Below are 20,453 nucleotides of genomic sequence, written 5' to 3' on the forward strand. Positions count from 1 at the left end.
GCCGCGCGCGGTATCGAGTACCCAGTCTCGTCCCCTGCTACATATCCGTCAAATTGATCTAAAATTGGCCAGTTAATAAATGCGGCAAATAATGGAGGCTACGATGACATCGGTCGATCATCTCGATCTGAACCTGTTGCGCGTATTCCAGGCGATCGTCGAGGAACGCAGCCTGACGAAGGCCGGCGAGCGGCTCGCGCTGTCCCAGCCGGCCGTCAGCTATTCGCTCGGCCGGTTGCGCACGCTGTTCGACGATCCGCTGTTCGTGCGTACGCGCTCGGGCATGCAGCCGACACCGGTCGCGCTCGAACTCGCGGGGATCGTCGGCAAGGCGCTCGACATGGTGCGCGTCGCGCTGCGCTACGCGGAGCGCTTCGATCCGGCCACCAGCACGCGCACGTTCAGGCTGTCGTTGTCGGATGCCGGCGAGATGGCGTACCTGCCGGCGATCTGCCAGGCGTTGCGCGAGCGCGCGCCGCGCGTGACGCTGAGCGTGCAGCCGCTGCCGGTGGAGGAGATCGAGGAAGCGCTGCGCGCGAGCCGGCTCGATTTCGCGATCGGCAACCTGCCGGAACTGATGCCGCGCACGCGTCATCAGGTGCTGTTCGAGGAAACCTACGTGTGCATGACGGGCCGCCGGCGCGGGGTGCCGAGCGGTGCTGCGCTGAGCCTCGACCAGTTCGTGCGCGCCGCGCACGTCAACGTGAAATCGGTCGAGCACAGCCATCACGCGCTCGACGATGTATTGCGCGCACAGGGTGTCGGCCGCAACATCGCGCTCGAAGTGCCGCACTTCGTCGCGCTGCCGAGCGTGCTGTCGGTCACCGATCTGTATGCGACGCTGCCGAAGCGGCTCGCGCAGATCCTGAACCGCGACAACGCGTTTCGCCTGTATGACTTGCCCGTCACGCTGCCGCCCGCGCCGGTGACGATGCACTGGCACGAGCATTTTCATGAGGACGAGGGCAACGCGTGGATGCGCACGCTGCTGACCGAGCTCGTCGAGCGATTCGACGACGCGTGACCCGTGAGGGCGAGGGCAGCGCGCTGGATGTGCGCGTTACTGGCCGAGCTCGTCGAGCGATTCGACGACGCGTGACCCGTGAGGGCGAGGGCAGCGCGCCGGATGCGCACGTTACTGGCCGAGGTCGCCGGGCAGTTCGACGACGCGCGACGTCTTGAACGGGCGCCGTTCGTGCCGTGAGTGTCAGAGATCGAGCACCAGCACTGCCGAACGCGCACGCGACACGCAGCAGCAGATCACCGTGTTGCTCGCGCGCTCGGCCTTGCTGAGGCAATGGTCGCGATGATCGGGCTCGCCGTCGATGACAGGCACCATGCAGGTGCCGCACACGCCTTCGCCGCATGACGTGTCGACCTCGATGCCAATGCGCGCGAGCGCGTCGACGATCGACGTGTCGGGCGTGACGCGTACCGATTGCCCGCTGCGCTGCAGGCGCACTTCGAATCCGTCGGCCGGGCCGGCGTCGGGATTACCCGCATCGGCGGCGGCCGGTTCCGCCGCGAAGCGTTCGAGATGGATCGAATCGTCGGGCAAGCGCGTCGCGGCCGCCGCGACGACCGCGTCCATGAACGGCCCCGGGCCGCATGTATAGACGTGCGCGTGTGCGTCGACCGATTCGACGCAGCGGCCCAGCTCGGCCGCGAGCGCGTCGGGTGCGATGCCGTAGTGGAACGTCACGTGCGACGCGAACGGCTCGGCCGACAGTTCGGCGACGAAGGCCGCATGCTCGCGGCTGCGTGCGAAGTAGTGCAGCCGGTAGCGCGCGCCACGCTTGTGCAGCGCATACGCCATCGACAGCAGCGGCGTGATGCCGATGCCGGCCGCGATCAGCACGTGCTCGCTCGCGTCATCCGTCAGACGAAACAGGTTGCGCGGCGCGCCGATCGACAACTCGGCGCCGACGGTCACGTCGTCGTGCAGCGAACGCGAGCCGCCGCGCGACTGCGCTTCCTTCTTCACCGCGAACAGGTAGCTGCCGCGCTCGTCGGGGTTGCCGCACAGCGAGTATTGCCGCGTGATGCCGGACGGCGCGGTGACGTCGATATGGGCACCCGGTTCGTATGCGTCGAACGGCTGGCCGTCGACGCGCGAGACCCGGAAACAGCGGATGTCCTGCGCCGCGTCGATCAGCGCGTCGATCCGGACTTGGTGGCGGTTCACTTGCATCGGTCAATCCGTGGGGTAGGGGAAACGCGGCGCGGCAGACACCGCGCCGTCATGCGATCGAGAATAGGGACGGGCATCGCATAAATCAAATCGATAAAAAAGCGATGCCTGAATCAGTCGGATGGATGATGGTCGGGCGACGGATCGCGCCCGGTGTTCAGCGCGCGGCGATCGCGTTGCCTGCCTCGGCCGCCTGCGGCGCCGCTGCCGACGCATGGCCGCGTTCGCGATCGAGGCTGCGGCGATAGTGCCGGCACCCGGCGGCGAGCAGCAGCGCGGCGAGCGTGGCGGCCGCGACGTTGACGATCGACATCGAATGACCGACCGCCGCCGGCGCGCCGAACACGCGATCGGTGAACAGCGCGACGACCGTCGTCCCGATCCCGAGTGCGATCAGGTTCGACACGAGCAGGAACAGCGCGGAAATCTGCGCGCGCATCTGGTTCGGCGCGAGCGTCTGCATCGCGGCGGTCGACGTCGGCATCGGGAACGACGCGAAGAACATCGCGACGACGAGCATCGCGAGCGACGCGGGCAGCGAGTCGAGCTGCGTGAACAGCGTCGCGGGGATCACCATGCATGCCGCACCGATCGCGCCGGCGCGCATGGGCGCATCGTCGCGGCCGCGCCGCAGCAGCCAGTCGTTGAGCCAGCCGCCGCAGAACACGCCGGCCGTGTTCGCGACCAGCAGCACGATGCCGAGCGTGTAGCCGGCTTCGACGGCCGTCATCCCGAAGCGGCGGATATAGAACGCGGGCGTCCAGCTCAGCAGGCAGTACAGCGTCATCGCGTAGAACGAGAAGCCGAGGTAGTGGCATGCGAAGGTCGCGCGATGCGTGCCGACGAAGCGCAGCGAATCGCGCATCGACACGCGCCGCACGGCGCCCGAGCGATCCTGCGCCAGCCCCTTGCGCTGCGGGTCGCGCACGGTCGCGGCGAACAGCAGCGCGACCAGCAGCCCCGGCAGCCCGACGATCAGGAACGTGACCTGCCACGCATGCACCTGCCCGACCACCGGCAGCGTGAACGCGCTCGCATGCTTGAGCAGCGCGATCACGTAGCCGCCGATCAGGAACGCGACGCCGCCGCCGATGAACGACCCGAGCGAATACACGGCGATCGCGCGCCCGAGCTTCTCTTTCGGGAAGTAGTCGGCGAGCATCGAATACGCGCCCGGCGACAGCGCGGCCTCGCCGACGCCCACGCCCATGCGCGCGATGAACATCTGCACGAAATGCTGGCTGAGCCCGCACGCGGCGGTCGCGACGCTCCACAGCGCGATGCCGATCGAGATGATCCGCGGGCGCGCGTAACGGTCGGCGAGATACGCGACGGGCAGCCCCATCACCGCATAGAACAGCGAGAACGCGAAGCCGTTCAGCAGGCTGAACTGCGTATCGGACAGGTGCAGGTCGCGCTTGATCGGCTCGATCATCAGCACGAGGACCTGGCGGTCGACGAACGAAAAGACGTAGGCGAGCATGCAGATGACGACGACATACCATTCGTACGTATAGCGCTTGCCGTCGGCAGCGCGGGCCGTGGATGCGGACATGCGGATTCTCCAGGAGCGGGCGGTGGAAACGCGCGGCAGCGGCCTGGCGGGCCGGGCGCCGTCGCGGCGCGAAAGCGTGCGGGGCGCACGTGTCGGAGACGCAGCGTAGTCGGCCAAATTCGGCCGCCATAGCCGGAGTGACAGCCGCGCCACACGGGCATTTACCGACCCGTATAAAGAAAACACCGGGGTCTTGCGCGCCGGCGGCCGCGCAGCGTGCTTGCGGCGGGGCGCGCGCGCATCATGCGGCGCATCTATAAGCGTTATAGAGCGCATTGCGTCGACGTCCGAAATTGTCGTTCCTAGACTCGGCCCGGTTTTGATCGGCAGCGTTGGCCCTTCGCGGCGAACGCGCTTCACACCACGCGGCGCGACGCCGACAGGCGCCGGAAACTCTACGGGACGACGACGATGAACCAACCGAACGGGCGGGCCGACCGGCTTGCCGTACCGCTTGCCGCACTGCTTGCCTGCGCGGCGCTGCCCGCCTTCGCACAATCGAGCGTGACGCTCTACGGCCGCGTCGACACCGCGATCGAATACGCGAACGCCGGGCCGAACCACGTGACGCGCATGGGCAGCGGCAACCTGTTCGCATCGCAGTGGGGGCTGAAGGGCGTCGAGGATCTCGGCGGCGGCTACGCGACGATCTTCAAGCTGGAGGATGGCTTCAACGCGGGAAGCGGCGCGCTGTCGAACAGCAGCGCACTGTTCGGCCGCGAGGCATGGGTCGGCATCACGGGGCCGTTCGGCGGCGTGCAGTTCGGCGAGCTTTACACGATCCTGCACACGACGCTCGTCACGTACAGCCTGCCGGGCCTCGGCGCGGGGCTCGCCTGGGGCAACGCGACGAACAACTTCGTCGGGCCCGCGTTCCTGCGCGTGCGCAACTCGATGCGCTACACGTCGCCGCGTTACGCGGGTTTCATGCTGCGGGCGATGGCCGCGCGCGGCACCAACGGCGCGGCCGGGCAGCCGGCGACGCTCGGCGACACATACGGCGTGGGGCTCAACTACGTGCGCGGCGGCCTGTCGATCGACGTCGACACCATGCAGCAGAAGTTCAGCCCGGTCGCGGCATCCGCGCTCGGCGCCACGAGCCCGGCCGCGAACGGCAACTACACGCTGGGCGCGATTTCGTACGATTTCAGCGTCGTGAAGGTTGCCGCGCTGTACCTGCGCCATCGCGGCGGCCCCGACGTCGCGACCGCGATCGACAGCCAGGGCGCGTATCCGCACAGCGACATCGTGGAGCTGAGCGCGACGGTGCCGATCGGGCGCGCGTCGCTGCTGCTGAGCGTCGGCCACTACCGCAAGGTCGCGGACAGCGACGGCAACGCCGATTCGTACGGCATCCGCTTCGACTATCCGCTGTCGAAGCGCACGGTGCTGTACACGGGCGCCGCGATGGTGCGCAACGGCGCGCATGCGCGCTTCGTCGTCAACGGCGCGGCGGGCGGCGGCGTCGCGGTTGCCAAGCCGGGCGCGACCGCCAGCTCGATCGTCGCGGGCATCCTCACGTCGTTCTGACCGTTTCGGCCGCCCCGCGCCCGTATGCGTGCCCGCTTGCGTCGTCAAGCGCAGGCGGGCGGCTGCGGCGCGAGCCATGCGTCGAACGGCGCCAGCTCGCCGATGTTGAACAGTTCGAGCAGCAGCGCGCGCAGCCAGCGATGGCCGGGGTCGGCGTCGAAGCGCCGGTGCCAGTAGGCGTTGACGGCCCATTCGCCGGCGCCGGCGATCTCGTACAGCGCGCACGGCTGCCGCGCCGCGAACGTGATCGCGATCGTCTCCGGCAGGATCAGCGCATAGTCGCCGTCCTGCAGCAGCGCGGGCACCACCATGAAATCGGGTAGTGCCGCACGCACGCGCGGCATCAGCCCGTGCCGCTCCAGCAACTGCATCGATTGCGGATGCGACGTGACCGCGACGAAGCGCAGCGTGTCGGGCGCCGCGCCATCGAGCACGTAATCGTCGGGCAGCCCGACGCGCTGCGCGGTGCGGCGCGGCATCAGCAGCACGCAGCGCTCGTGCAGCAGCGCTGCGCGCTGGAAGTGGCTCGACGCGTCGGCGAAATGCCCGAGCGCGAAGTCGATACGCCCCGATTCGAGCGCGACGTTGAGCTGGCATTCGTCGACGTGCAGCGTCTCGATCACCGCGCCCGGCGCGCGACGGTCGAATTCGGCGAGCAGCGTCGGCAGGAACGCGCTCGCCGCGAAATCGCTCATGTGCAGGCGGAACACGCGCTGCGTGCTGTCGGGCGTGAAGCGCGAGCCTTCGTCGAGCACGTGCTGCAGGATCGCGAGCGCCTTGTCGACCGACAGCGCGAGCCGCTGCGCGCGCGGCGTCGGCTCGACGCCGGTGCCGGTACGCACGAACAGCGCGTCGCGGAACATCAGCCGCAGCCGGCCGAGCGCGTAGCTGACGGACGGCTGCGTGACGCCGAGCCGCAGCGCGGCGCGGCCGACGTGCCGCTCCTCGTAGACCGCGCGAAACGTCTTCAGCAAGTTGAGATCGAGATCCTGCACGCGCAGTTCGGACGGGTCGCCGTCGTGCGGCGCGGATTCGGCGCGGGCCGGGGCCGCCGGGCGGCCGGTTGCGGAGAGCGTCATCGGGGTTGCCTCGCGGTGACGGAAGGCGCGTGGCCATAACGCCGCGCATACGCCTTCGCGAAATGGCCGAAGCCATGGATGCCGTGCGCGATCAGCACGTCGGTGACGCTGCGCGCGTCGCCGTGTTGCAGCGCCGCGTGCACGGCGGCGAGCCGGCGCTCGCGCACATAGGCGGCCGGCGTGGTGTGCAGGAACGCGCGGAACGCGTGCTGCAGCGTGCGCGGCGCGACGCCCGCGACGGCCGCCAGCGCGGCGAGTGCGAGCGGTTCGCCGAGGTGCGCGTTGACGTGATCGCACGCATGTCGCACGTAGGCTGGCAGCGGCGGCGTGCCGCGCGCGAGCGCATCGCTGTACGAATGCGGCAGGTGCGTGAGCAGCAGCGACATCAGCCACGCGGTGAGATCGGCGCCGAAGGCCGTCGCGGCCGTGCCGATGGCCGGCTGCGCGCCGAGCCGGCACAGGTACTCGAAGGTCGGCGGCACGAGCGCCGCGCCCGCGCCGGCACCGCCGGCCGCGAGATCGAACTGCAGCGGCCGCGTGAGCGTGGCCTGCAGCATGTCCTGCAGCTTGCATTCGAGCGCGCCGCGTTCGAGCCGCAGCACGAGGTTGCGGCAATCGGGGCTGGTGCTCAGGCGGCTCGCGAGTGCGGGCGACGACACCGTCAGCTCGCCGGGGCCGGTGCGCGCGACGACGCTGCCGGCCTGCAGCTCGCATGCGCCGGCGAGCGTCAGCCTGAACAGGAAGTGGCCGGTATCGCCGCCGAAATCGATGCGCGTTTCGCGGCCGTAGCAGAGTTCGAGCAGCGCGCCGTGATGCAGCGGCACTTCATACAGCTCCGCATGAAACGGATCGCGGCCGTGCGCGGCCATCCGGTGCGGCCCGAGCCGGTGCGCGACCGCGCGTTCGACTTCGTCGGGGGCGTGCAGCGTGCCGAGCCGGTTCGGCGCATGGCGGGAAAGGGCGATATCCATTCATGGACCTCGTAACGGGTGCAGGGGCGCGGCGGCCTGCGCATCGCCGCGATTGCGTTGCGCGAACGGGCGTGCCGTTGCGCGTTTTGAAGCGACGCGGTGGAGGCGGCCGCGTAGTCTCGGAGGCACTCAATCACCGGGAGAAGACGATGAAGGTAAGTGTTCTGGGCGGCGGCCACGGCTGCCATGCGGCGGCCATCGACCTGCTCGAGAAGGGCCACGACGTGACGTGGTGGCGGCGCGACCGCGAGCCGCATGCGCGGCTGCGCGAACTCGGCGTGCTGAACGTGACCGACTATCGCGGCAAGCGCGCGGTGCCGCTCGGCGATGCGCCCGGCGCGATCCGCCTGACCGGCGATCTCGCGGCGGCACTGCGCGGCGCGCAGCTTGTCGTGGTGCCGCTGCCTTCCACGTCGCACGATGCGCTCGCCGCGCAGGTCGCGCCCTTGCTGGAGGACGGCCAGGTCGTGTTCCTGCCGCCCGGCACGTTCGGCAGCGTCGTATTCGCGCAGGCGGCGGCCGCCGCCGGCAACCGTTCGCGCGTCGCATTCGCCGAGACGGGCACGCTGCCGTACCTGGTGCGCAAGCATGGCGACAACGAGGTCGTGATTAGCGCCTACGCGACGCGCTTGCCGACCGGCATATTGCCGGCGAATGCGGCCGGCTGGGCGTTCGACGTGCTGCGCGCGGGCTATCCGTCGGTTGAACCGGTCGAGGATGCGTTGTCCGGCGCGTTGATGAACGCGGGGCCCGTGATCCACCCGCCGCTGATCCTGATGAATGCCGGGCCGCTCGAACACTTCGACGCGTGGGATATCCACAACGAAGGCACACAGCCGTCGATCCGCCGCGTGACGAACGCGCTGGATGCCGAACGCATCGCGGTGCGCGAAGCGCTCGGCTACCGGGCGCCGCATTTCCCGCTCGCGGATCACTACGGGACGGAAGGCGACGAATGGATGTACGGGCGCGGCGCGCACGGCAAGCTGACCGATAGCGGCGACTGGCGCGAGAAGATCGATCTGCGCGCGCATCGCTACATGCTCGAGGACACCCGGCTCGGGCTGTCGTTCATCGTGTCGTGCGGGCGCTGGGCCGGTGTGCCGACGCCCGTCGCGCAGGGGCTGCTGAGCATCGCGAGCGCGGTCGCGGTGCGCGACCTGTATGCGGAAGGCCGCACGCTGGAGCGGCTTGGGCTGGCGGCGCTGTCGAAGGACGCGATGCGCGCGCTGCTCGACGCGGGCGTCGCGGGAGTTTCAGCATGAGCACGGCCGCCGAGGTGACGCGCGTGCACGTGCTCGGCGCGGGGCGCATGGGGCAGGGGATCGCGCTCGTGTTCGCGTTTGCCGGGATCGACGTGACGCTGATCGACTTCAAGCGGCGCGATGCGGCTGGCCGAAGCGCCTTCGACGATCGCACGCGCGACGAGATCGCACGGCCGCTGCACGCGCAGGTCGCGCTCGGCCGAATCGATGCCGCGCAGGCCGATGCGGTCGTCGCGCGCATCGCGATCGTCGCGCGGGACGGCGGTGCCGAAGCCGTGCGCGATGCAGACGTCGTGTTCGAGGCACTGCCCGAAGTGCTCGACGCGAAGGCCGACGCGTTGCGCTGGCTCGGCGAGCATGTCGACGCGCAGGCAACGATTGCGTCGACTACCTCGACGTTCGTCGTCACCGAATTGCAGCGGCATGTCGCGCACCCGGAACGGATGCTGAACGCGCACTGGCTGAATCCCGCGCTGCTGATGCCGCTCGTCGAGATCAGCCGCAGCGATGCAACCGACCAGCCGGTGGTCGACGCGCTCGCCGCGCTGCTCGAACGCGTCGGCAAGAAGCCGGTGATCTGCGGGCCGGCGCCCGGCTACATCGTGCCGCGCATCCAGGCGCTCGCGATGAACGAGGCCGCGCGGATGGTCGAGGAAGGCGTCGCGAGCGCGGAGGATATCGACACGGCCATCCGCACGGGCTTCGGCCCGCGCTTTGCGGTGCTCGGGCTGCTCGAATTCATCGACTGGGGCGGCTGCGACATCCTGTACTACGCGTCGAAGTACCTGGCCGGCGAGATCGGCCCGCGCTTCGCGCCGGCCGCGAGTGTCGTGCGCAACATGGAAACCGGGCGCGATGGCGTGCGCACGGGCGCGGGCTTCCACGACTATGCCAACGTGGATGTGCCCGCGTACATGCGGCAGCGGCTCGGCGAATTCGCGCAGCTGCTCGATCACCTGGGACTGGCGCCGGTGTTCGACGGCGCGCGGCGCAACCAGGGCGCGTAGCCCGGACGTCGCGGCTGCGTGCGCTCGCGGTGCCGCGCAGGCGTGCATGTGGCGCCGTGAACCGGTGTGTCGCTCATCCGCCTGCAAGGGCAATGGCACGGGCGTGGCGGCCGGCGAGGGCCGCGTGCTCATGCCGTATCGCCGCGCGTGCCGGCCGCCGGTGCGGCACGCGTCTCGCGCATCACGCACAGCGTCGCGACGGTCACGAGGCCGAGCGCGATGAGGAACAGCGATACGGGCCACGACGCGTGATAGCGCGCGAGCAGCGCGGTTGCGATCAGCGGCGACATCCCGCCCGCGAAGATCGACGCGACTTCGTGCCCGAGCGCGACGCCCGAGTAGCGCACCTCGGTGCTGAACAGCTCGCCGACGAGCGCGGGCAGCGTGCCGATCATCGCGCCGTGGCTCACGGCCGTGCCGACCGTGAGCGCGAGCCACACGAGCGGCGTCGCGCGCGTGTCGAGCAGCCAGAAGAACGGGAACGCGCACGCGACGAGGCTCAGCGCGCCGATCAGGTACACGGGCTTGCGGCCGATCCGGTCGGACAGCCGGCCCCACGCGAGCATCGCGCCCATCTCGACGATCATCGCGACCATCACGCCGGTCAGCATCACGCCGTTCGGGATGCCGACGTATTTGCCGTAGACGAGCGAGAACGCGAGGAAGATGTACGCGCCGCCGTTCTCGGCCACGCGCAGCCCCATCGCGAGCAGGATTTCCTTCGGATGGCGGCGGAGGCATTCGACGATCGGCAGGTGCGTGTGCGCGCCGCGCTTGCCGGCCTGCTCGAAGTCGCGGCTTTCCGGCAGATGGCGGCGGATGTAGATGCCGATCGCGAAGATCACGACGCTCGCAAGGAACGGCAGCCGCCAGCCCCACGTGCGGAATGCGTCGTCCGGCAGCGCCTGCGCGGCGAGAAACGCGGCCGACGACAGCACGAAGCCGCCGCCCACGCCGAGCTGGCTCCATGCGGCGTAGTAGCCGCGCTGTTCCGGCGGCGCGTTTTCGCTGATCATCAGCACGCCGCCGCCCCATTCGCCGCCGGACGCGATGCCTTGCAGCAGGCGCAGCACGACGAGCGCGGCCGGCGCCCACACGCCGACCTGCGCATAGGTCGGCAGCAGGCCGATCGCGAAGGTCGACGCGCCCATGATCAGCAGCGTCCACACGAGCGACGCCTTGCGCCCGTAACGATCGCCGACGTGGCCGAACACGATCCCGCCGAGCGGCCGCGCGACGAACCCGAGCGCGAAGGCCGCGAACGCGGCGAGGCTGCCCGCGAGCGGCGACGCACCGGGCGGGAAGAATACATGACCGAACACGAGGGCGGCGGCCGTGCCGTACACGAAAAAGTCGTACCACTCCATCGCGTTGCCGGCGACGGAGGCGATGACGATCCGGCGCAGTTGCCGGTCGGCGAGCGGCCGGGCGGCGCTCGGGGATTGCACGGTGTCGGTCGGGTACATGGCGGACTCTGAAGGGGGAGGCAGGCGCGTGCCGTCTTTGCAGCACTGCGGGCTAGTGTTGTCGGCACCGCGCCCCCGGTCAAATCCGCAGAAAAAGGGGAGTGTCATCACTCCGGCTGATGATGGGCGTGCGGCGCGCGACCCTGCCCGCGCGCCCGGCACGCCATTACCGCTCGATCTGCCGGTTCCAGCGCGTATCCCACTGCGCGCGGCGCGCGTTGATCGCCGCCCAGTCGACCACCGTCACCTTGCGCACGAGGTCGTCGACGTTGCCGAGGCTCTGCTGCATCGCGGCGGGCATCTTCGCGAGGCGGTTGGTCGGGATCTGCTTGCCGGCCTCGGCTGCCTTCGTCTGCGCGGGCGCGGACAGCAGGAACTGCGCGAGCTTCTGCGCCAGCTGCGGATCGGGATTGTTCGCGACCACGCACAGGTCGACGAGCAGCAGCACGGGGCCTTCCTTCGGGTTCGCGTACGCGACCGGGATGCCCTTGTCCTGCAGGTCGCCGACGCCGGTCGGCGTGAGCGGGAACAGGCCGGCTTCGCCGGTCTGCACCATCTCGGAGATCTTCGCCGAGTTCGGGATGTACTCGACGACGTTCGGCCCGACCGTGCTCGCCCACTTGCTGAAGCCGGGCTCGACGTTCTGCTCGCTGCCGCCGAGCAGCCGGTTGATCGCGAGGAAGCCATGCAGCCCGAACGTGCTGCTCGACGCCGACTGGAACACGACCTTGCCCTTGTATTTCGGATCGGCGAAATCCATCCACGACGTCGGCGGCGCCCAGCCCTTTTCCGCGAACAGCTTCTTGTTGTATGCGATGCCGGTCATCCCGAGCTGTACGCCCGCGCCGACGTCGTCCTTCATCCGAGCGAACGGGTACAGCTCCTTCAGCACCGGCGAATCGTCGAGCTTCTGGCACACGCCGAGGCTGACCGCGCGCGCCATCACGCCGTCGTCGAGGAACGCGACGTGGATCTGCGGCTTGTTGCGGTTCGCGAGCAGCTTCGCGAGCACGTCCGACGACGTGCCGGGCACGACGACGACCTTCACGTTGTTCGCCTTCTCGAAGTCGGGCAGCACCTGGCTCGTATAGGCCTTTTCCATCGGGCCGCCGTTCATGCCGACGTAGATCGTCTTCGTTTGGGCGAACGCGGGCGCACTCGCGCCTGCGATGCAGAGGGCGGCGGCGGCCGCGATCGTTCCGGGCAGTTTCACTTGTGGGTCTCCTCTTGACGGAAAGGGGCGGTCGGCGCGGCTTGCGGCGCAAAGCGGCCGATCGTGAATGCATCGAGTGGCGTGGCGGTTTCGCCGGTCGTGACGAGATCGGCGAGCACGTCGCCGACGCCCGGCGCGAGCAGGAAGCCGCCGCCGGAAAAACCGAATGCGTGCAGCAGGCGCGGCGTCGTGCGGCTCGCGCCGATGATCGGGTTGTGGTCGGGCGTGCAGCCTTCGACGCCGCTCCACGTGCGGATCAGCAGCGCGTCGCGCAGCGCGGGCAGCAGCGCGCATGCGTCGCGCATCACCGCGCGCGTCGTATCGACCGACGGCTGGGCGAACTCGCCGTCGCCGCGGCCGCGCCCGCCGCCGATCACGCAGTTGCCGCGCGCGACCTGCCGCGCGTACACGCCGCCGCCGTAGACGCCGAGGTTGTGCGTGATGAACGGCGGCAGCGGCTCGGTCACCCACATGTTCGGGTAGATCGGCTCCATCGGCACGGCTTCGCCGAACCGTTCGGCGATGGTGTTCGCCCAGGCGCCGGCCGAATTGATCAGCCACGTCGACGTGCACGCGCGGCCGCCTGCGTGAAAGTGGAAGCGCGTGCCGTCGTGGTGAACGTCGCCGACCGGCGTGTGCTCGAACACGTCGGCGCCCGCCGCGCGGGCCGCGCGCGCGAACGCGGGCGACACGAGGCGCGGGTTCGCATGGCCGTCGGTCACGCACAGCGAACCGCCGAGCGCTGCGCGGCCGAGCCACGGATAGCGGCGGCGGAACGCGTCACCGCGCATCACCTGCAGCGGCAGGCCGTGCTCGCCGGCGAGCGCGGCGTACGCGTCGAGCGCGTCGAGATCGGTGTCGCTGCGCGCGAGCCGCAAGTGGCCCGACACGACGAATTCGCCGTCGACGCCGATCAGCTCGGGCAGGCGATCCCAGATGCGCCGCGCGCGCAGCGCAAGCGGCAGTTGCTCGGCCGGGCGGCCCTGGCAGCGTACGCCGCCGTAGTTCACGCCGCTCGCCTGCGCGCCGCAGTCGCGCCGCTCGAACAGCCCGACGCGCAGGCCGCGTCGCGTCAGCGCCAGCGCGGCCGATGCGCCGACGAGGCCGCCGCCGACGATCGCGACGTCGTAATGCCGGATCTCACTCATCGCGTGCCTCGTCGGGAATCGCCGCGACGTCGTCGCCCGCGAGCGCGGCCGAGATCGGGAACGGCTTCACCGGCGGTTGCACGCGCAACCGGCCGACGTCGGCAAGCGGGCGGCCGGTTTCGGCGGCCAGCACGAGCGCGGCCGCGTCGCCGCACATGCGGCCCTGGCAGCGGCCCATCCCGACACGCGTCAGCGCTTTCAGCCGGTTCAGTTCGGGCGCTGCGCCGCCACGGATACAGCGGCGCAGCGTGCCCGCGTCGATCTCCTCGCAGCGGCACACGATCGTGTCGTCGGCGCAGCGCGCGGCTTGCTCAACCGGCAGGGCGAATGCCGCTTCGAGGCCCGCGCGGAAGGCGCCGATGCGCGCGAGCGTGCGGTCGAGCGTCGCTGCATCGGGCTTGCCGGACGGCGATCGCGGCGCGATGCCCGCATCGTCGAGCAACGCGAGCGCCGCGCGCCGGCCCGATGCTTCGGCCGCGTCGGCACCCGCGATGCCCGCGCCGTCGCCCGCGACGTAAATCCCGCGCACCGACGTGCGGCCGGCCGCGTCGCGCTCGGGCAGCCATGCGCGATTGACCGGGTCGAAACCGAACCGGCAGCCGGCAAGATCGGCGAGCTGTGTTTCCGAACGCAGGCCGAAGCCGAGGCCGAGCGCATCGCAGTCGAGCACGCGCGGCTGCGCATCGGCGCCGGCCGCGCACCACGCGAGGCCCGTCACATGTTGTTCGCCGAGCACGCGCTCGAGCGTGACGCCCGTTTCGATCGCGACACCCTGCGCGCGCAGCCAGCCGATGTAATAGAGCCCCTTTGCGAAGATCGACGGCATGCGCAGCAGCGCGGGCGCGGCGGCGGCCTGGCGGCGCAGCGGGCTCGTGTCGAGCACGGCCGCGACTTGCGCGCCGGCCTTTGCATACTGGTACGCGACGAGATACAGCAGCGGCCCCGTGCCCGCGAACACGATGCGCCGGCCGATCGCGCAGCCCTGCGCCTTCAGCGCGACCTGCGCGCCGCCGAGCGTATAGACGCCCGCGAGGGTCCAGCCCGGCACGGGCAGCATGCGGTCGGTCGCGCCGCTCGCGACGATCAGGTGCGAGTACGGCACGGTTACTTCGTGGCCGCCCTGCAGCGTATCGACGCGGCCCGCGCCGCATGCCCACGCGAGCGTGTCCGGCCGGTAGTCGACGTGCGGCAGCAGCGCGGCCATGGTCCGGTGCACGGCGTCGGCTTTCGCGGCTTCGAAACCGTACAGCGCGCGCTTGCCGCGCGCGAACGCGCCGTCGGCCGGCGGTTGCCGGTAGATCTGCCCGCCCCAGCGCGCGTTCTCGTCGATCACGACGGGGCGCAGCCCCGCGTCGACCAGCGCCTCGGCCGCGCGCACACCGGCCGGGCCCGCGCCGACGATGACCGGTTGCAGTGCGTCGGTCATTGCGTGTCCCCGGTTACAACGGGCTGCATGCCGGTGAGGATCCGCATGCCTTCGGCAATCGGTGTCGAGCATGCGCGCACGCGTGCGCCTGCCTCGGTGCGCACCCAGCAATCCTGGCATGCACCGATCAGGCAGAAACCCGCGCGCGGCAGGCCGCTGAATTCGCTGACGCGCACGCGGCGCTGCGCGACGAGGATCGCGGTGAGCACGGTGTCGCCGGCAAGCGCATGCGCGGGGCGGCCGTCGAGCGTGAACGCGACGGCGGCACGCTCGCGCTCGGCGATGCGCACGAACTGCGCGCCTTCGTCCACGGGTTCGGTTGAGCGGGAAACGGAAGTCATCGTCAGTGTTGGCCGATCAGGATGCGGTTCAGGCCGTACACGCGATCGAGCAGCAGCATCGCGCCGGCAGTGATGAAGATGACGAGCGCCGACACCGACGCCATCATCGGGTCGATCGACTCGGTCGCGTACATGTACATGCGCACGGGCAGCGTGACCGTCTGCGGCGACGTGACGAAGATCGACATCGTCAGTTCATCGAAGCTGTTGATGAACGCGAGCAGCCAGCCGCCGGTGATGCCGGGCACGATCATCGGCAGCGTGATGCGGCGAAACGTTGTCCACGGATCGGCGCCGAGCGAGCACGCGGCCTGCTCGATGCTGCGGTCGAGTCCGGCGACGGATGCGAGCACGAGCCGCATCACGAACGGCGTGACGACGATCATGTGCGCGAGCACGAGCCATGCGAACGAGCCGGTCGCGCCGATCAGCGCGAAGAAGCGCAGCAACGCGATGCCGAGCACGAGGCCGGGGATCACGAGCGGCGACAGCAGCAGCCCGTTCAGGAACGCGCGGCCGGGAAACGTCGCGCGGCCGATGGCGAGGCCCGCCGGCAGCGCGATCGCGAGCGACAGCGTCGCCGATGCGAATGCCAGCTTCACGCTGTTGAAGAACGCGGTGACGAAGTCGGGATAGTCGAGGATCGCGCGGAACCAGCGCAGCGACAGCCCGTGGGTCGGCAACGTCAGCGTTTCGTCCGGCGTGAACGCGACCAGCACGACGATCGCGAGCGGTGCGAGCACGAACACGATCACGAGCGTGTGGAACGCGAGGGCGAAGGGGCCGTTCTTTCTCATCGGGATGCGCCTCCGAGGCTGCGCGCGTAGCGGCGTTCGAGCACGCGGTAGTAGGTGAGCATCACGACGAGGTTCGCGACCAGCAGCAGCACCGCGATCGTCGCGCCGAGCGGCCAGTTCAGCGAGCCGAGGAATTCGTCGTAGACGGCCGTCGCCGCCACCTTCAGCCGGCGTCCGCCGAGCAGGCCGGGAATCGCGAACGCGCTCGCCGACAGCCCGAACACCATCAGGCTGCCCGACAGCACGCCCGGCATCAGCTGCGGCAGCACGATGCGGCGCAGCGTCGTGAACGGCGACGCGCCGAGCGACAGCGCCGCGTGCTCGGTCTGCGGATCGAGCCGTTGCAGCGCAGTCCACACCGGAATCACCATGAACGGCAGCATCACGTGCACCAGTGCGATCACGATCGCGAAGGTCGTGTATTCGAGCTTGTACGGGCCGAGGCCGACGAGCCCGAGCGTCCGGTTCACGAGCCCGCTCGTGTTCAGCAGCATGCTCCAGCCGAACGCGCGCACGACGATCGACACGAGCAACGGCGCGAGGATCGCGAGCAGGAACAGCGAGCGCCACGGGTCGCGCATTTTCGACAGCACGTACGCTTCCGGCGTGCCGACCGCGACGCAGATCGCGGTCGTGAGCATGGCGATCCCGAACGTGCGCAGGAAGATCGTGTGGAAGTACGGCGAGCCGAGCACTTCCGCGTAGTTGCCGAACTGGAACGCGGCGATCGCGCCGGTGGCCGGATCGAAGCGGTAGAACGTCAGCACGAACGTCATCGCGAGCGGCACGAGCACGAGCGCGGCAAACAGCGCGAATGCGGGCGCGCACATCAGCCACATCGGCGCATGCGCGCGCCATGTCGCGCGCGGCGCGCGTCCGGCGGCGCGTGTCTGCGTGGCGTCCGGCGCGTCCGGCTGCGCGAGACCGGCCGGCATGGCGTCGGTGGCCAGCGGGCGGGAGGGCTGTCGCATTCAGGCCTCCCGGCGCATCACGCGCACCGCGTCGCTGTGCCAGTCGATGCCGACCGGCGCGCCTTCCGCGAGCGGCTCCGCGCCTTCGTTCTGGCAGCACACGAGCACTTCGCCGAGCGCGCTGTCGACGCGGTACAGCCACTGGCTGCCGAGAAAGAAGCGGCTCGTGACGGTCGCGGCGACGCGGCCGGCGTCGGGCGTGCACAGCCGCAGCTTTTCCGGACGGATGCAGACCGACACCGCGTCGCCGACGCGCATGTCGCGCTCGCGCGGCGGCAGGTGCGCGGTGCGCCCCGTCTCCGTGAGGTCGTGCCCGAGGTCGATGCGGATCGCGTCGCCGTCGTGCGCGACGATCGTGCCGGGCAGCAGGTTCGCCTTGCCGATGAACTGCGACACGAAGCGGTTTTCCGGGCGTTCGTACGCACGGTACGGCGTGTCGGTCTGCGTGATGCGGCCGGCTTCCATCACGACCACGCGGTCGCTGATCGACAGCGCTTCCGATTGATCGTGCGTGACCATGATCGTCGTCGTGCCGATCTTGCGCTGGATCGCGCGCAGCTCGAACTGCATGTCCTCGCGCAGCTTCGCGTCGAGGTTCGACATCGGTTCGTCGAGCAGCAGCACCGGCGGCTCGATCACGACGGCGCGCGCGATCGCGACGCGCTGCCGCTGGCCGCCCGACAGCTCGCGCGGAAAGCGGTGCGCGAGCGCATCGAGGCGCACGAGCGCAAGCGCCGCGCGGATGCGCTCGGCGCGCTCGGCCTTGTCGACGCCGCGCATGTCGAGGCCGAAGCCGACGTTCTCCGCGACGCTCATGTGCGGAAACAGCGCATAGCTCTGGAACACGATGCCGAGCCCGCGCCGGTTCGGCTTCAGGTGCGTGATGTCCTGCCCGTCGAGCGCGATGCGGCCGCGCGTGACGTCGACGAAGCCGGCGATCATCTGCAGCGTGGTGGTCTTGCCGCAGCCCGACGGCCCGAGCAGCGACACGAATTCGCCTTGTTCGACCGACAGGTTGACGTCGGCGACGGCGGTGAGGTCGCCGAAGGTTTTCGTCAGATCCGTAAGCGTGAGAAACGACATGGGAAGCTCCGGGTTCGCACACCGCGTGGCCGGTGTGCCAATGACGCGGACTCTAGCCAGCCATATTTCGGAGCGTCAATTTGGAATTCTGCTCAACGGGATGAATTTCTGAAAAATTCCGATGAACGGAATGGATGGCCGAATCGCACGCAAATCGTTCCGCTGGATGAGGGGCGGCCGAACCGCGAAACGCACGCGTCAATCCCGTGCACACCCGGATGCCCGCGGAATTTCGGCCGGACGACAATGGCGGCTACCGTATTCCGTTCAGTGAAATTCTCGAGGAGAGCCGGCATGCAGGAACCCCATTCGCCCGGAACGTCGCCGGCCGCACGCGCGGCGCACCCGGACGAGGACGCCGCCGATCCTGCCGGCGCGCCGGGCACCGGCATGCTGCAGCGCGCGTTCGCGATCCTGCGTGCGCTGGCCGGCATGCAGCAGGACGGTGTGCGCGTCACGCATCTCGCGAAGGCCGTCGGCCTCACGCAGGGCACCGCGCACCGGATCCTGCAATCGCTGATCGCCGAAGGGATGGTCGAGCAGGACGAGCAATCGAAGCTGTACCGGCTGAGCGTCGACTTCTTCGCGCTCGCCGCGCAGGCCGGCAACCCGAGCAGCATGCGCACGCTGTGCCGCCCCGCGCTGCTGCGATTGTGCGCGAGTCTCGGCGAGACGATCTTCCTGCTCGTGAAAAGCGGCTTCGACGCGGTGTGTCTCGACCTGTGCGAAGGGCCGTTCCCGATCCGCTCGTTCACCGGCGACATCGGCGGGCGCATCGCGCTCGGCGTCGGGCAGGGCAGCCTTGCGATCCTCGCGTTCCTGCCCGAAGCCGAACGCGAGGAAGTGATCCGCTTCAACGTGCCGCGCATTCGCGGCTATGGCGTGCTCGACGAGGTGTACCTGCGCACCGAAATCGAACGCGTGCGGCAGCTCGGCTACGCGGGGCGCAACAGCGGCGTGCTCGACGGGATGGCCGGCGTCGCGGTGCCGATCCTCGATCGCACCGGGTATCCGGTAGGCGCGCTGAGCGTCGGCACGCTTGCGTCGCGCCTCGGCGACGATCGAATGCCGATGGTCGTCGAACTGCTGCGGCGCCAGGCCGATGCGATCGGGCCGCGCACCAACCCGTTCGACGCCGCGCTGCGGCGGCCGATGCACGGGCTATCCGGGAAAACCGCATAGGCGCTTCGCGCGTTGCCGTTTCGTCAGCTTGCTTACGCGAGCCATTCACGTCTGAGCAGAGCGCGCCGCGTCCAGCGGACTTGCGCGCTTTCGTTTCTCTGCGTGACGGTGGCGATCGCGTCGGACGGCGCGGCGCCCGATCGCGGCTACGACATGTTCCGCCACATGTGGCAGTGCATGCATTACCACCGCCGGCATTGCCGCGACCCGGACGTGCTGCCGCCCGGCAAGGTGCTGGAGAGGGTGACGATCGACGCAGCGAAGGCGCTGTCGGTCGATCACGAGGTCGGTTCGCTCGAAGCCGGCAAGCTCGCCGACGTCATTCTCGTCGACCTGTTCCGGCCGCACATGATGCCGATGAACATGCCGGTGTATCGCGTGACATGCCTCGCGAACGCGGCCGACATGTGCATGACGATGGTCGGCGGACGGGTGCTGATGGAGGATCGGCGCGTGTTGTCGGTCGACGAAGGCGCGGTTCTCGAACGGGTGAACGAAGCCGCGGAAATCACGATCGGGCGCAGCGGGTTGCGTCATTTGCTCGACGAGCCGAAGACGCTGTGGGGGCGGAGTCGCTACTGAGCGATCGGCGCGCGGCGCGTCAACCGCACGGGTTCTCGATCCGTGGCATCAGCGACGGTAGATGAATTCCAGGTCGGTCGCATCACCGACCTTGAAATCGTACGTGCCGACGCGCTTGAACCCGGCCTTCTCGTAGAAGGCGATGGCTTTCGCGTTGCCGGACCACACGCCAAGCCATACCGGGCCGGGGCGTTCCGTTGCCAGATACTCCAGTGCGGAGTCGAACAATGCGCGCCCGGCGCCGGTTCCTTGCGTCCCCCGCCGAAGGTAGATTTGATGGATCTCCCCTGAACCGTCGGCAACTTCCGGGTGCGGAAGCTTGCATGGGCCCACGTGCGCATAACCGACCAGCCGGCCGTCGCCGCTCTCGGCGACCCACGTGCGGCACTGGGGATCGTTGAGCTGGCCCGTGATCGTTTCGACCGAGTAGGTTTCGGCCTCGTACGCAGCCAGATCGTTCGGCGGGTAGTCGATGCCGAATCCATCGTGCAGAAACGTTTCGCGAAACGTGTCGCGCTTCAACTCGGCAAGCGGAATGGCATCGGACAGTGTTGCAACGCGGATCAACATGGAGGACGGCTCGGTTCGTGGGTCGGGCAGACAGTTTATCCCGGGTGACATCAGGCCGGCGTGTGCGCGGTCGATC

The 20,453-nt window shown here is 69.5% G+C and carries 19 protein-coding genes; 6 read left to right on the forward strand and 13 right to left on the reverse strand.

The genetic code is table 11. From position 1 onward, the window contains the following. Positions 1-103 precede the first annotated feature (103 nt). Complete coding sequence (locus B7G54_RS21870) at positions 104-1,024, forward strand: LysR family transcriptional regulator (protein ID WP_085041023.1); 921 nt, start codon at positions 104-106, stop codon at positions 1,022-1,024. A gap of 183 nt (positions 1,025-1,207) precedes the next feature. Here B7G54_RS21870 and B7G54_RS21875 read toward each other — a convergent pair whose 3' ends face one another. Both B7G54_RS21875 and B7G54_RS21880 read right to left on the reverse strand, forming a co-directional pair. Beyond that, positions 1,208-2,191, reverse strand: a complete 984-nt coding sequence (locus B7G54_RS21875; RefSeq protein ID WP_085040975.1) for a PDR/VanB family oxidoreductase — start codon at positions 2,189-2,191, stop codon at positions 1,208-1,210. Between the two features lie 157 nt (positions 2,192-2,348). Continuing rightward, positions 2,349-3,746, reverse strand: a complete 1,398-nt coding sequence (locus B7G54_RS21880; protein WP_085040976.1) for a spinster family MFS transporter — start codon at positions 3,744-3,746, stop codon at positions 2,349-2,351. A gap of 411 nt (positions 3,747-4,157) precedes the next feature. Here B7G54_RS21880 and B7G54_RS21885 point away from each other — a divergent pair, with 411 nt between their 5' ends. Next, positions 4,158-5,276: a porin gene (locus tag B7G54_RS21885; protein ID WP_085040977.1), complete on the forward strand. Its 1,119-nt coding sequence runs from the start codon at positions 4,158-4,160 to the stop codon at positions 5,274-5,276. Positions 5,277-5,320: 44 nt separating this feature from the next. Here the strand turns inward: B7G54_RS21885 and B7G54_RS21890 are convergent, their stop codons facing one another. Continuing rightward, positions 5,321-6,355: a LysR family transcriptional regulator gene (locus B7G54_RS21890; RefSeq protein ID WP_085040978.1), complete on the reverse strand. Its 1,035-nt coding sequence runs from the start codon at positions 6,353-6,355 to the stop codon at positions 5,321-5,323. Further along, positions 6,352-7,326 (reverse strand): AraC family transcriptional regulator, encoded by a 975-nt coding sequence (locus B7G54_RS21895; protein ID WP_085040979.1) that lies wholly within the window; start codon positions 7,324-7,326, stop codon positions 6,352-6,354. The genes B7G54_RS21890 and B7G54_RS21895 overlap by 4 nt, the downstream gene beginning before the upstream one ends. Positions 7,327-7,475: 149 nt before the next feature. On the opposite strand from B7G54_RS21895, the gene B7G54_RS21900 reads away from it, so the two are divergent. Together B7G54_RS21900 and B7G54_RS21905 are read left to right on the forward strand one after the other, a co-directional pair. Continuing rightward, positions 7,476-8,591: an NAD/NADP-dependent octopine/nopaline dehydrogenase family protein gene (locus B7G54_RS21900; RefSeq protein WP_085040980.1), complete on the forward strand. Its 1,116-nt coding sequence runs from the start codon at positions 7,476-7,478 to the stop codon at positions 8,589-8,591. After that, positions 8,588-9,598, forward strand: a complete 1,011-nt coding sequence (locus B7G54_RS21905) for a 3-hydroxybutyryl-CoA dehydrogenase (protein WP_085040981.1) — start codon at positions 8,588-8,590, stop codon at positions 9,596-9,598. Before B7G54_RS21900 ends, B7G54_RS21905 begins: the two co-directional genes overlap by 4 nt. Positions 9,599-9,726: 128 nt before the next feature. On the opposite strand, the gene B7G54_RS21910 is transcribed toward B7G54_RS21905, so the two are convergent. From B7G54_RS21910 to B7G54_RS21945, 8 genes are all read right to left on the reverse strand, one after another. Next, positions 9,727-11,064, reverse strand: a complete 1,338-nt coding sequence (locus B7G54_RS21910) for an MFS transporter (protein WP_085040982.1) — start codon at positions 11,062-11,064, stop codon at positions 9,727-9,729. A 166-nt stretch (positions 11,065-11,230) separates the two neighbouring features. Further along, a complete protein-coding gene (locus B7G54_RS21915) occupies positions 11,231-12,277 on the reverse strand; it encodes an ABC transporter substrate-binding protein (RefSeq protein WP_085040983.1) in 1,047 nt (348 codons plus the stop codon). Further along, positions 12,274-13,425 (reverse strand): NAD(P)/FAD-dependent oxidoreductase, encoded by a 1,152-nt coding sequence (locus tag B7G54_RS21920; RefSeq protein ID WP_085040984.1) that lies wholly within the window; start codon positions 13,423-13,425, stop codon positions 12,274-12,276. Before B7G54_RS21920 ends, B7G54_RS21915 begins: the two co-directional genes overlap by 4 nt. Beyond that, positions 13,418-14,851 carry an FAD/NAD(P)-dependent oxidoreductase gene (locus B7G54_RS21925; RefSeq protein ID WP_085040985.1) on the reverse strand — a complete coding sequence of 478 codons (1,434 nt, stop codon included), beginning with the start codon at positions 14,849-14,851 and terminating at the stop codon, positions 13,418-13,420. Before B7G54_RS21925 ends, B7G54_RS21920 begins: the two co-directional genes overlap by 8 nt. Then, positions 14,848-15,192 (reverse strand): (2Fe-2S)-binding protein, encoded by a 345-nt coding sequence (locus B7G54_RS21930; protein ID WP_085040986.1) that lies wholly within the window; start codon positions 15,190-15,192, stop codon positions 14,848-14,850. Before B7G54_RS21930 ends, B7G54_RS21925 begins: the two co-directional genes overlap by 4 nt. A 2-nt stretch (positions 15,193-15,194) precedes the next feature. Next, complete coding sequence (locus B7G54_RS21935; RefSeq protein WP_085040987.1) at positions 15,195-15,989, reverse strand: ABC transporter permease; 795 nt, start codon at positions 15,987-15,989, stop codon at positions 15,195-15,197. Then, positions 15,986-16,960, reverse strand: a complete 975-nt coding sequence (locus B7G54_RS21940) for an ABC transporter permease (protein WP_085040988.1) — start codon at positions 16,958-16,960, stop codon at positions 15,986-15,988. The genes B7G54_RS21935 and B7G54_RS21940 overlap by 4 nt, the downstream gene beginning before the upstream one ends. Beyond that, complete coding sequence (locus B7G54_RS21945; RefSeq protein WP_085040989.1) at positions 16,961-18,043, reverse strand: ABC transporter ATP-binding protein; 1,083 nt, start codon at positions 18,041-18,043, stop codon at positions 16,961-16,963. 294 nt (positions 18,044-18,337) lie between these two features. On the opposite strand from B7G54_RS21945, the gene B7G54_RS21955 reads away from it, so the two are divergent. Next, entirely contained in the window at positions 18,338-19,225 is an 888-nt protein-coding gene (locus B7G54_RS21955; RefSeq protein WP_047851761.1) for an IclR family transcriptional regulator, read from the forward strand. 102 nt (positions 19,226-19,327) lie between these two features. Beyond that, positions 19,328-19,807 carry an amidohydrolase family protein gene (locus tag B7G54_RS21960; protein WP_244289400.1) on the forward strand — a complete coding sequence of 160 codons (480 nt, stop codon included), beginning with the start codon at positions 19,328-19,330 and terminating at the stop codon, positions 19,805-19,807. A gap of 48 nt (positions 19,808-19,855) precedes the next feature. Here the strand turns inward: B7G54_RS21960 and B7G54_RS21965 are convergent, their stop codons facing one another. Further along, positions 19,856-20,377: a GNAT family N-acetyltransferase gene (locus B7G54_RS21965; protein WP_085040990.1), complete on the reverse strand. Its 522-nt coding sequence runs from the start codon at positions 20,375-20,377 to the stop codon at positions 19,856-19,858. Between the last annotated feature and the right edge of the window lie 76 nt (positions 20,378-20,453).

Origin of the sequence: Burkholderia puraquae (assembly GCF_002099195.1) — a bacterium.
Lineage (GTDB): Bacteria > Pseudomonadota > Gammaproteobacteria > Burkholderiales > Burkholderiaceae > Burkholderia > Burkholderia puraquae.

Coding starts and splice junctions, on each gene's coding strand:
- B7G54_RS21880 (WP_085040976.1), bottom strand. CDS start 3,746: ATGTCCGCATCCACGGCCCGCGCTGCCGACGGCAAGCGCTATACGTAC.
- B7G54_RS21930 (WP_085040986.1), bottom strand. CDS start 15,192: ATGACTTCCGTTTCCCGCTCAACCGAACCCGTGGACGAAGGCGCGCAG.
- B7G54_RS21910 (WP_085040982.1), bottom strand. CDS start 11,064: ATGTACCCGACCGACACCGTGCAATCCCCGAGCGCCGCCCGGCCGCTC.
- B7G54_RS21955 (WP_047851761.1), top strand. CDS start 18,338: ATGCAGGAACCCCATTCGCCCGGAACGTCGCCGGCCGCACGCGCGGCG.
- B7G54_RS21935 (WP_085040987.1), bottom strand. CDS start 15,989: ATGAGAAAGAACGGCCCCTTCGCCCTCGCGTTCCACACGCTCGTGATC.
- B7G54_RS21870 (WP_085041023.1), top strand. CDS start 104: ATGACATCGGTCGATCATCTCGATCTGAACCTGTTGCGCGTATTCCAG.
- B7G54_RS21875 (WP_085040975.1), bottom strand. CDS start 2,191: ATGCAAGTGAACCGCCACCAAGTCCGGATCGACGCGCTGATCGACGCG.
- B7G54_RS21890 (WP_085040978.1), bottom strand. CDS start 6,355: ATGACGCTCTCCGCAACCGGCCGCCCGGCGGCCCCGGCCCGCGCCGAA.
- B7G54_RS21895 (WP_085040979.1), bottom strand. CDS start 7,326: ATGGATATCGCCCTTTCCCGCCATGCGCCGAACCGGCTCGGCACGCTG.
- B7G54_RS21905 (WP_085040981.1), top strand. CDS start 8,588: ATGAGCACGGCCGCCGAGGTGACGCGCGTGCACGTGCTCGGCGCGGGG.
- B7G54_RS21885 (WP_085040977.1), top strand. CDS start 4,158: ATGAACCAACCGAACGGGCGGGCCGACCGGCTTGCCGTACCGCTTGCC.
- B7G54_RS21945 (WP_085040989.1), bottom strand. CDS start 18,043: ATGTCGTTTCTCACGCTTACGGATCTGACGAAAACCTTCGGCGACCTC.
- B7G54_RS21965 (WP_085040990.1), bottom strand. CDS start 20,377: ATGTTGATCCGCGTTGCAACACTGTCCGATGCCATTCCGCTTGCCGAG.
- B7G54_RS21940 (WP_085040988.1), bottom strand. CDS start 16,960: ATGCGACAGCCCTCCCGCCCGCTGGCCACCGACGCCATGCCGGCCGGT.
- B7G54_RS21920 (WP_085040984.1), bottom strand. CDS start 13,425: ATGAGTGAGATCCGGCATTACGACGTCGCGATCGTCGGCGGCGGCCTC.
- B7G54_RS21925 (WP_085040985.1), bottom strand. CDS start 14,851: ATGACCGACGCACTGCAACCGGTCATCGTCGGCGCGGGCCCGGCCGGT.
- B7G54_RS21900 (WP_085040980.1), top strand. CDS start 7,476: ATGAAGGTAAGTGTTCTGGGCGGCGGCCACGGCTGCCATGCGGCGGCC.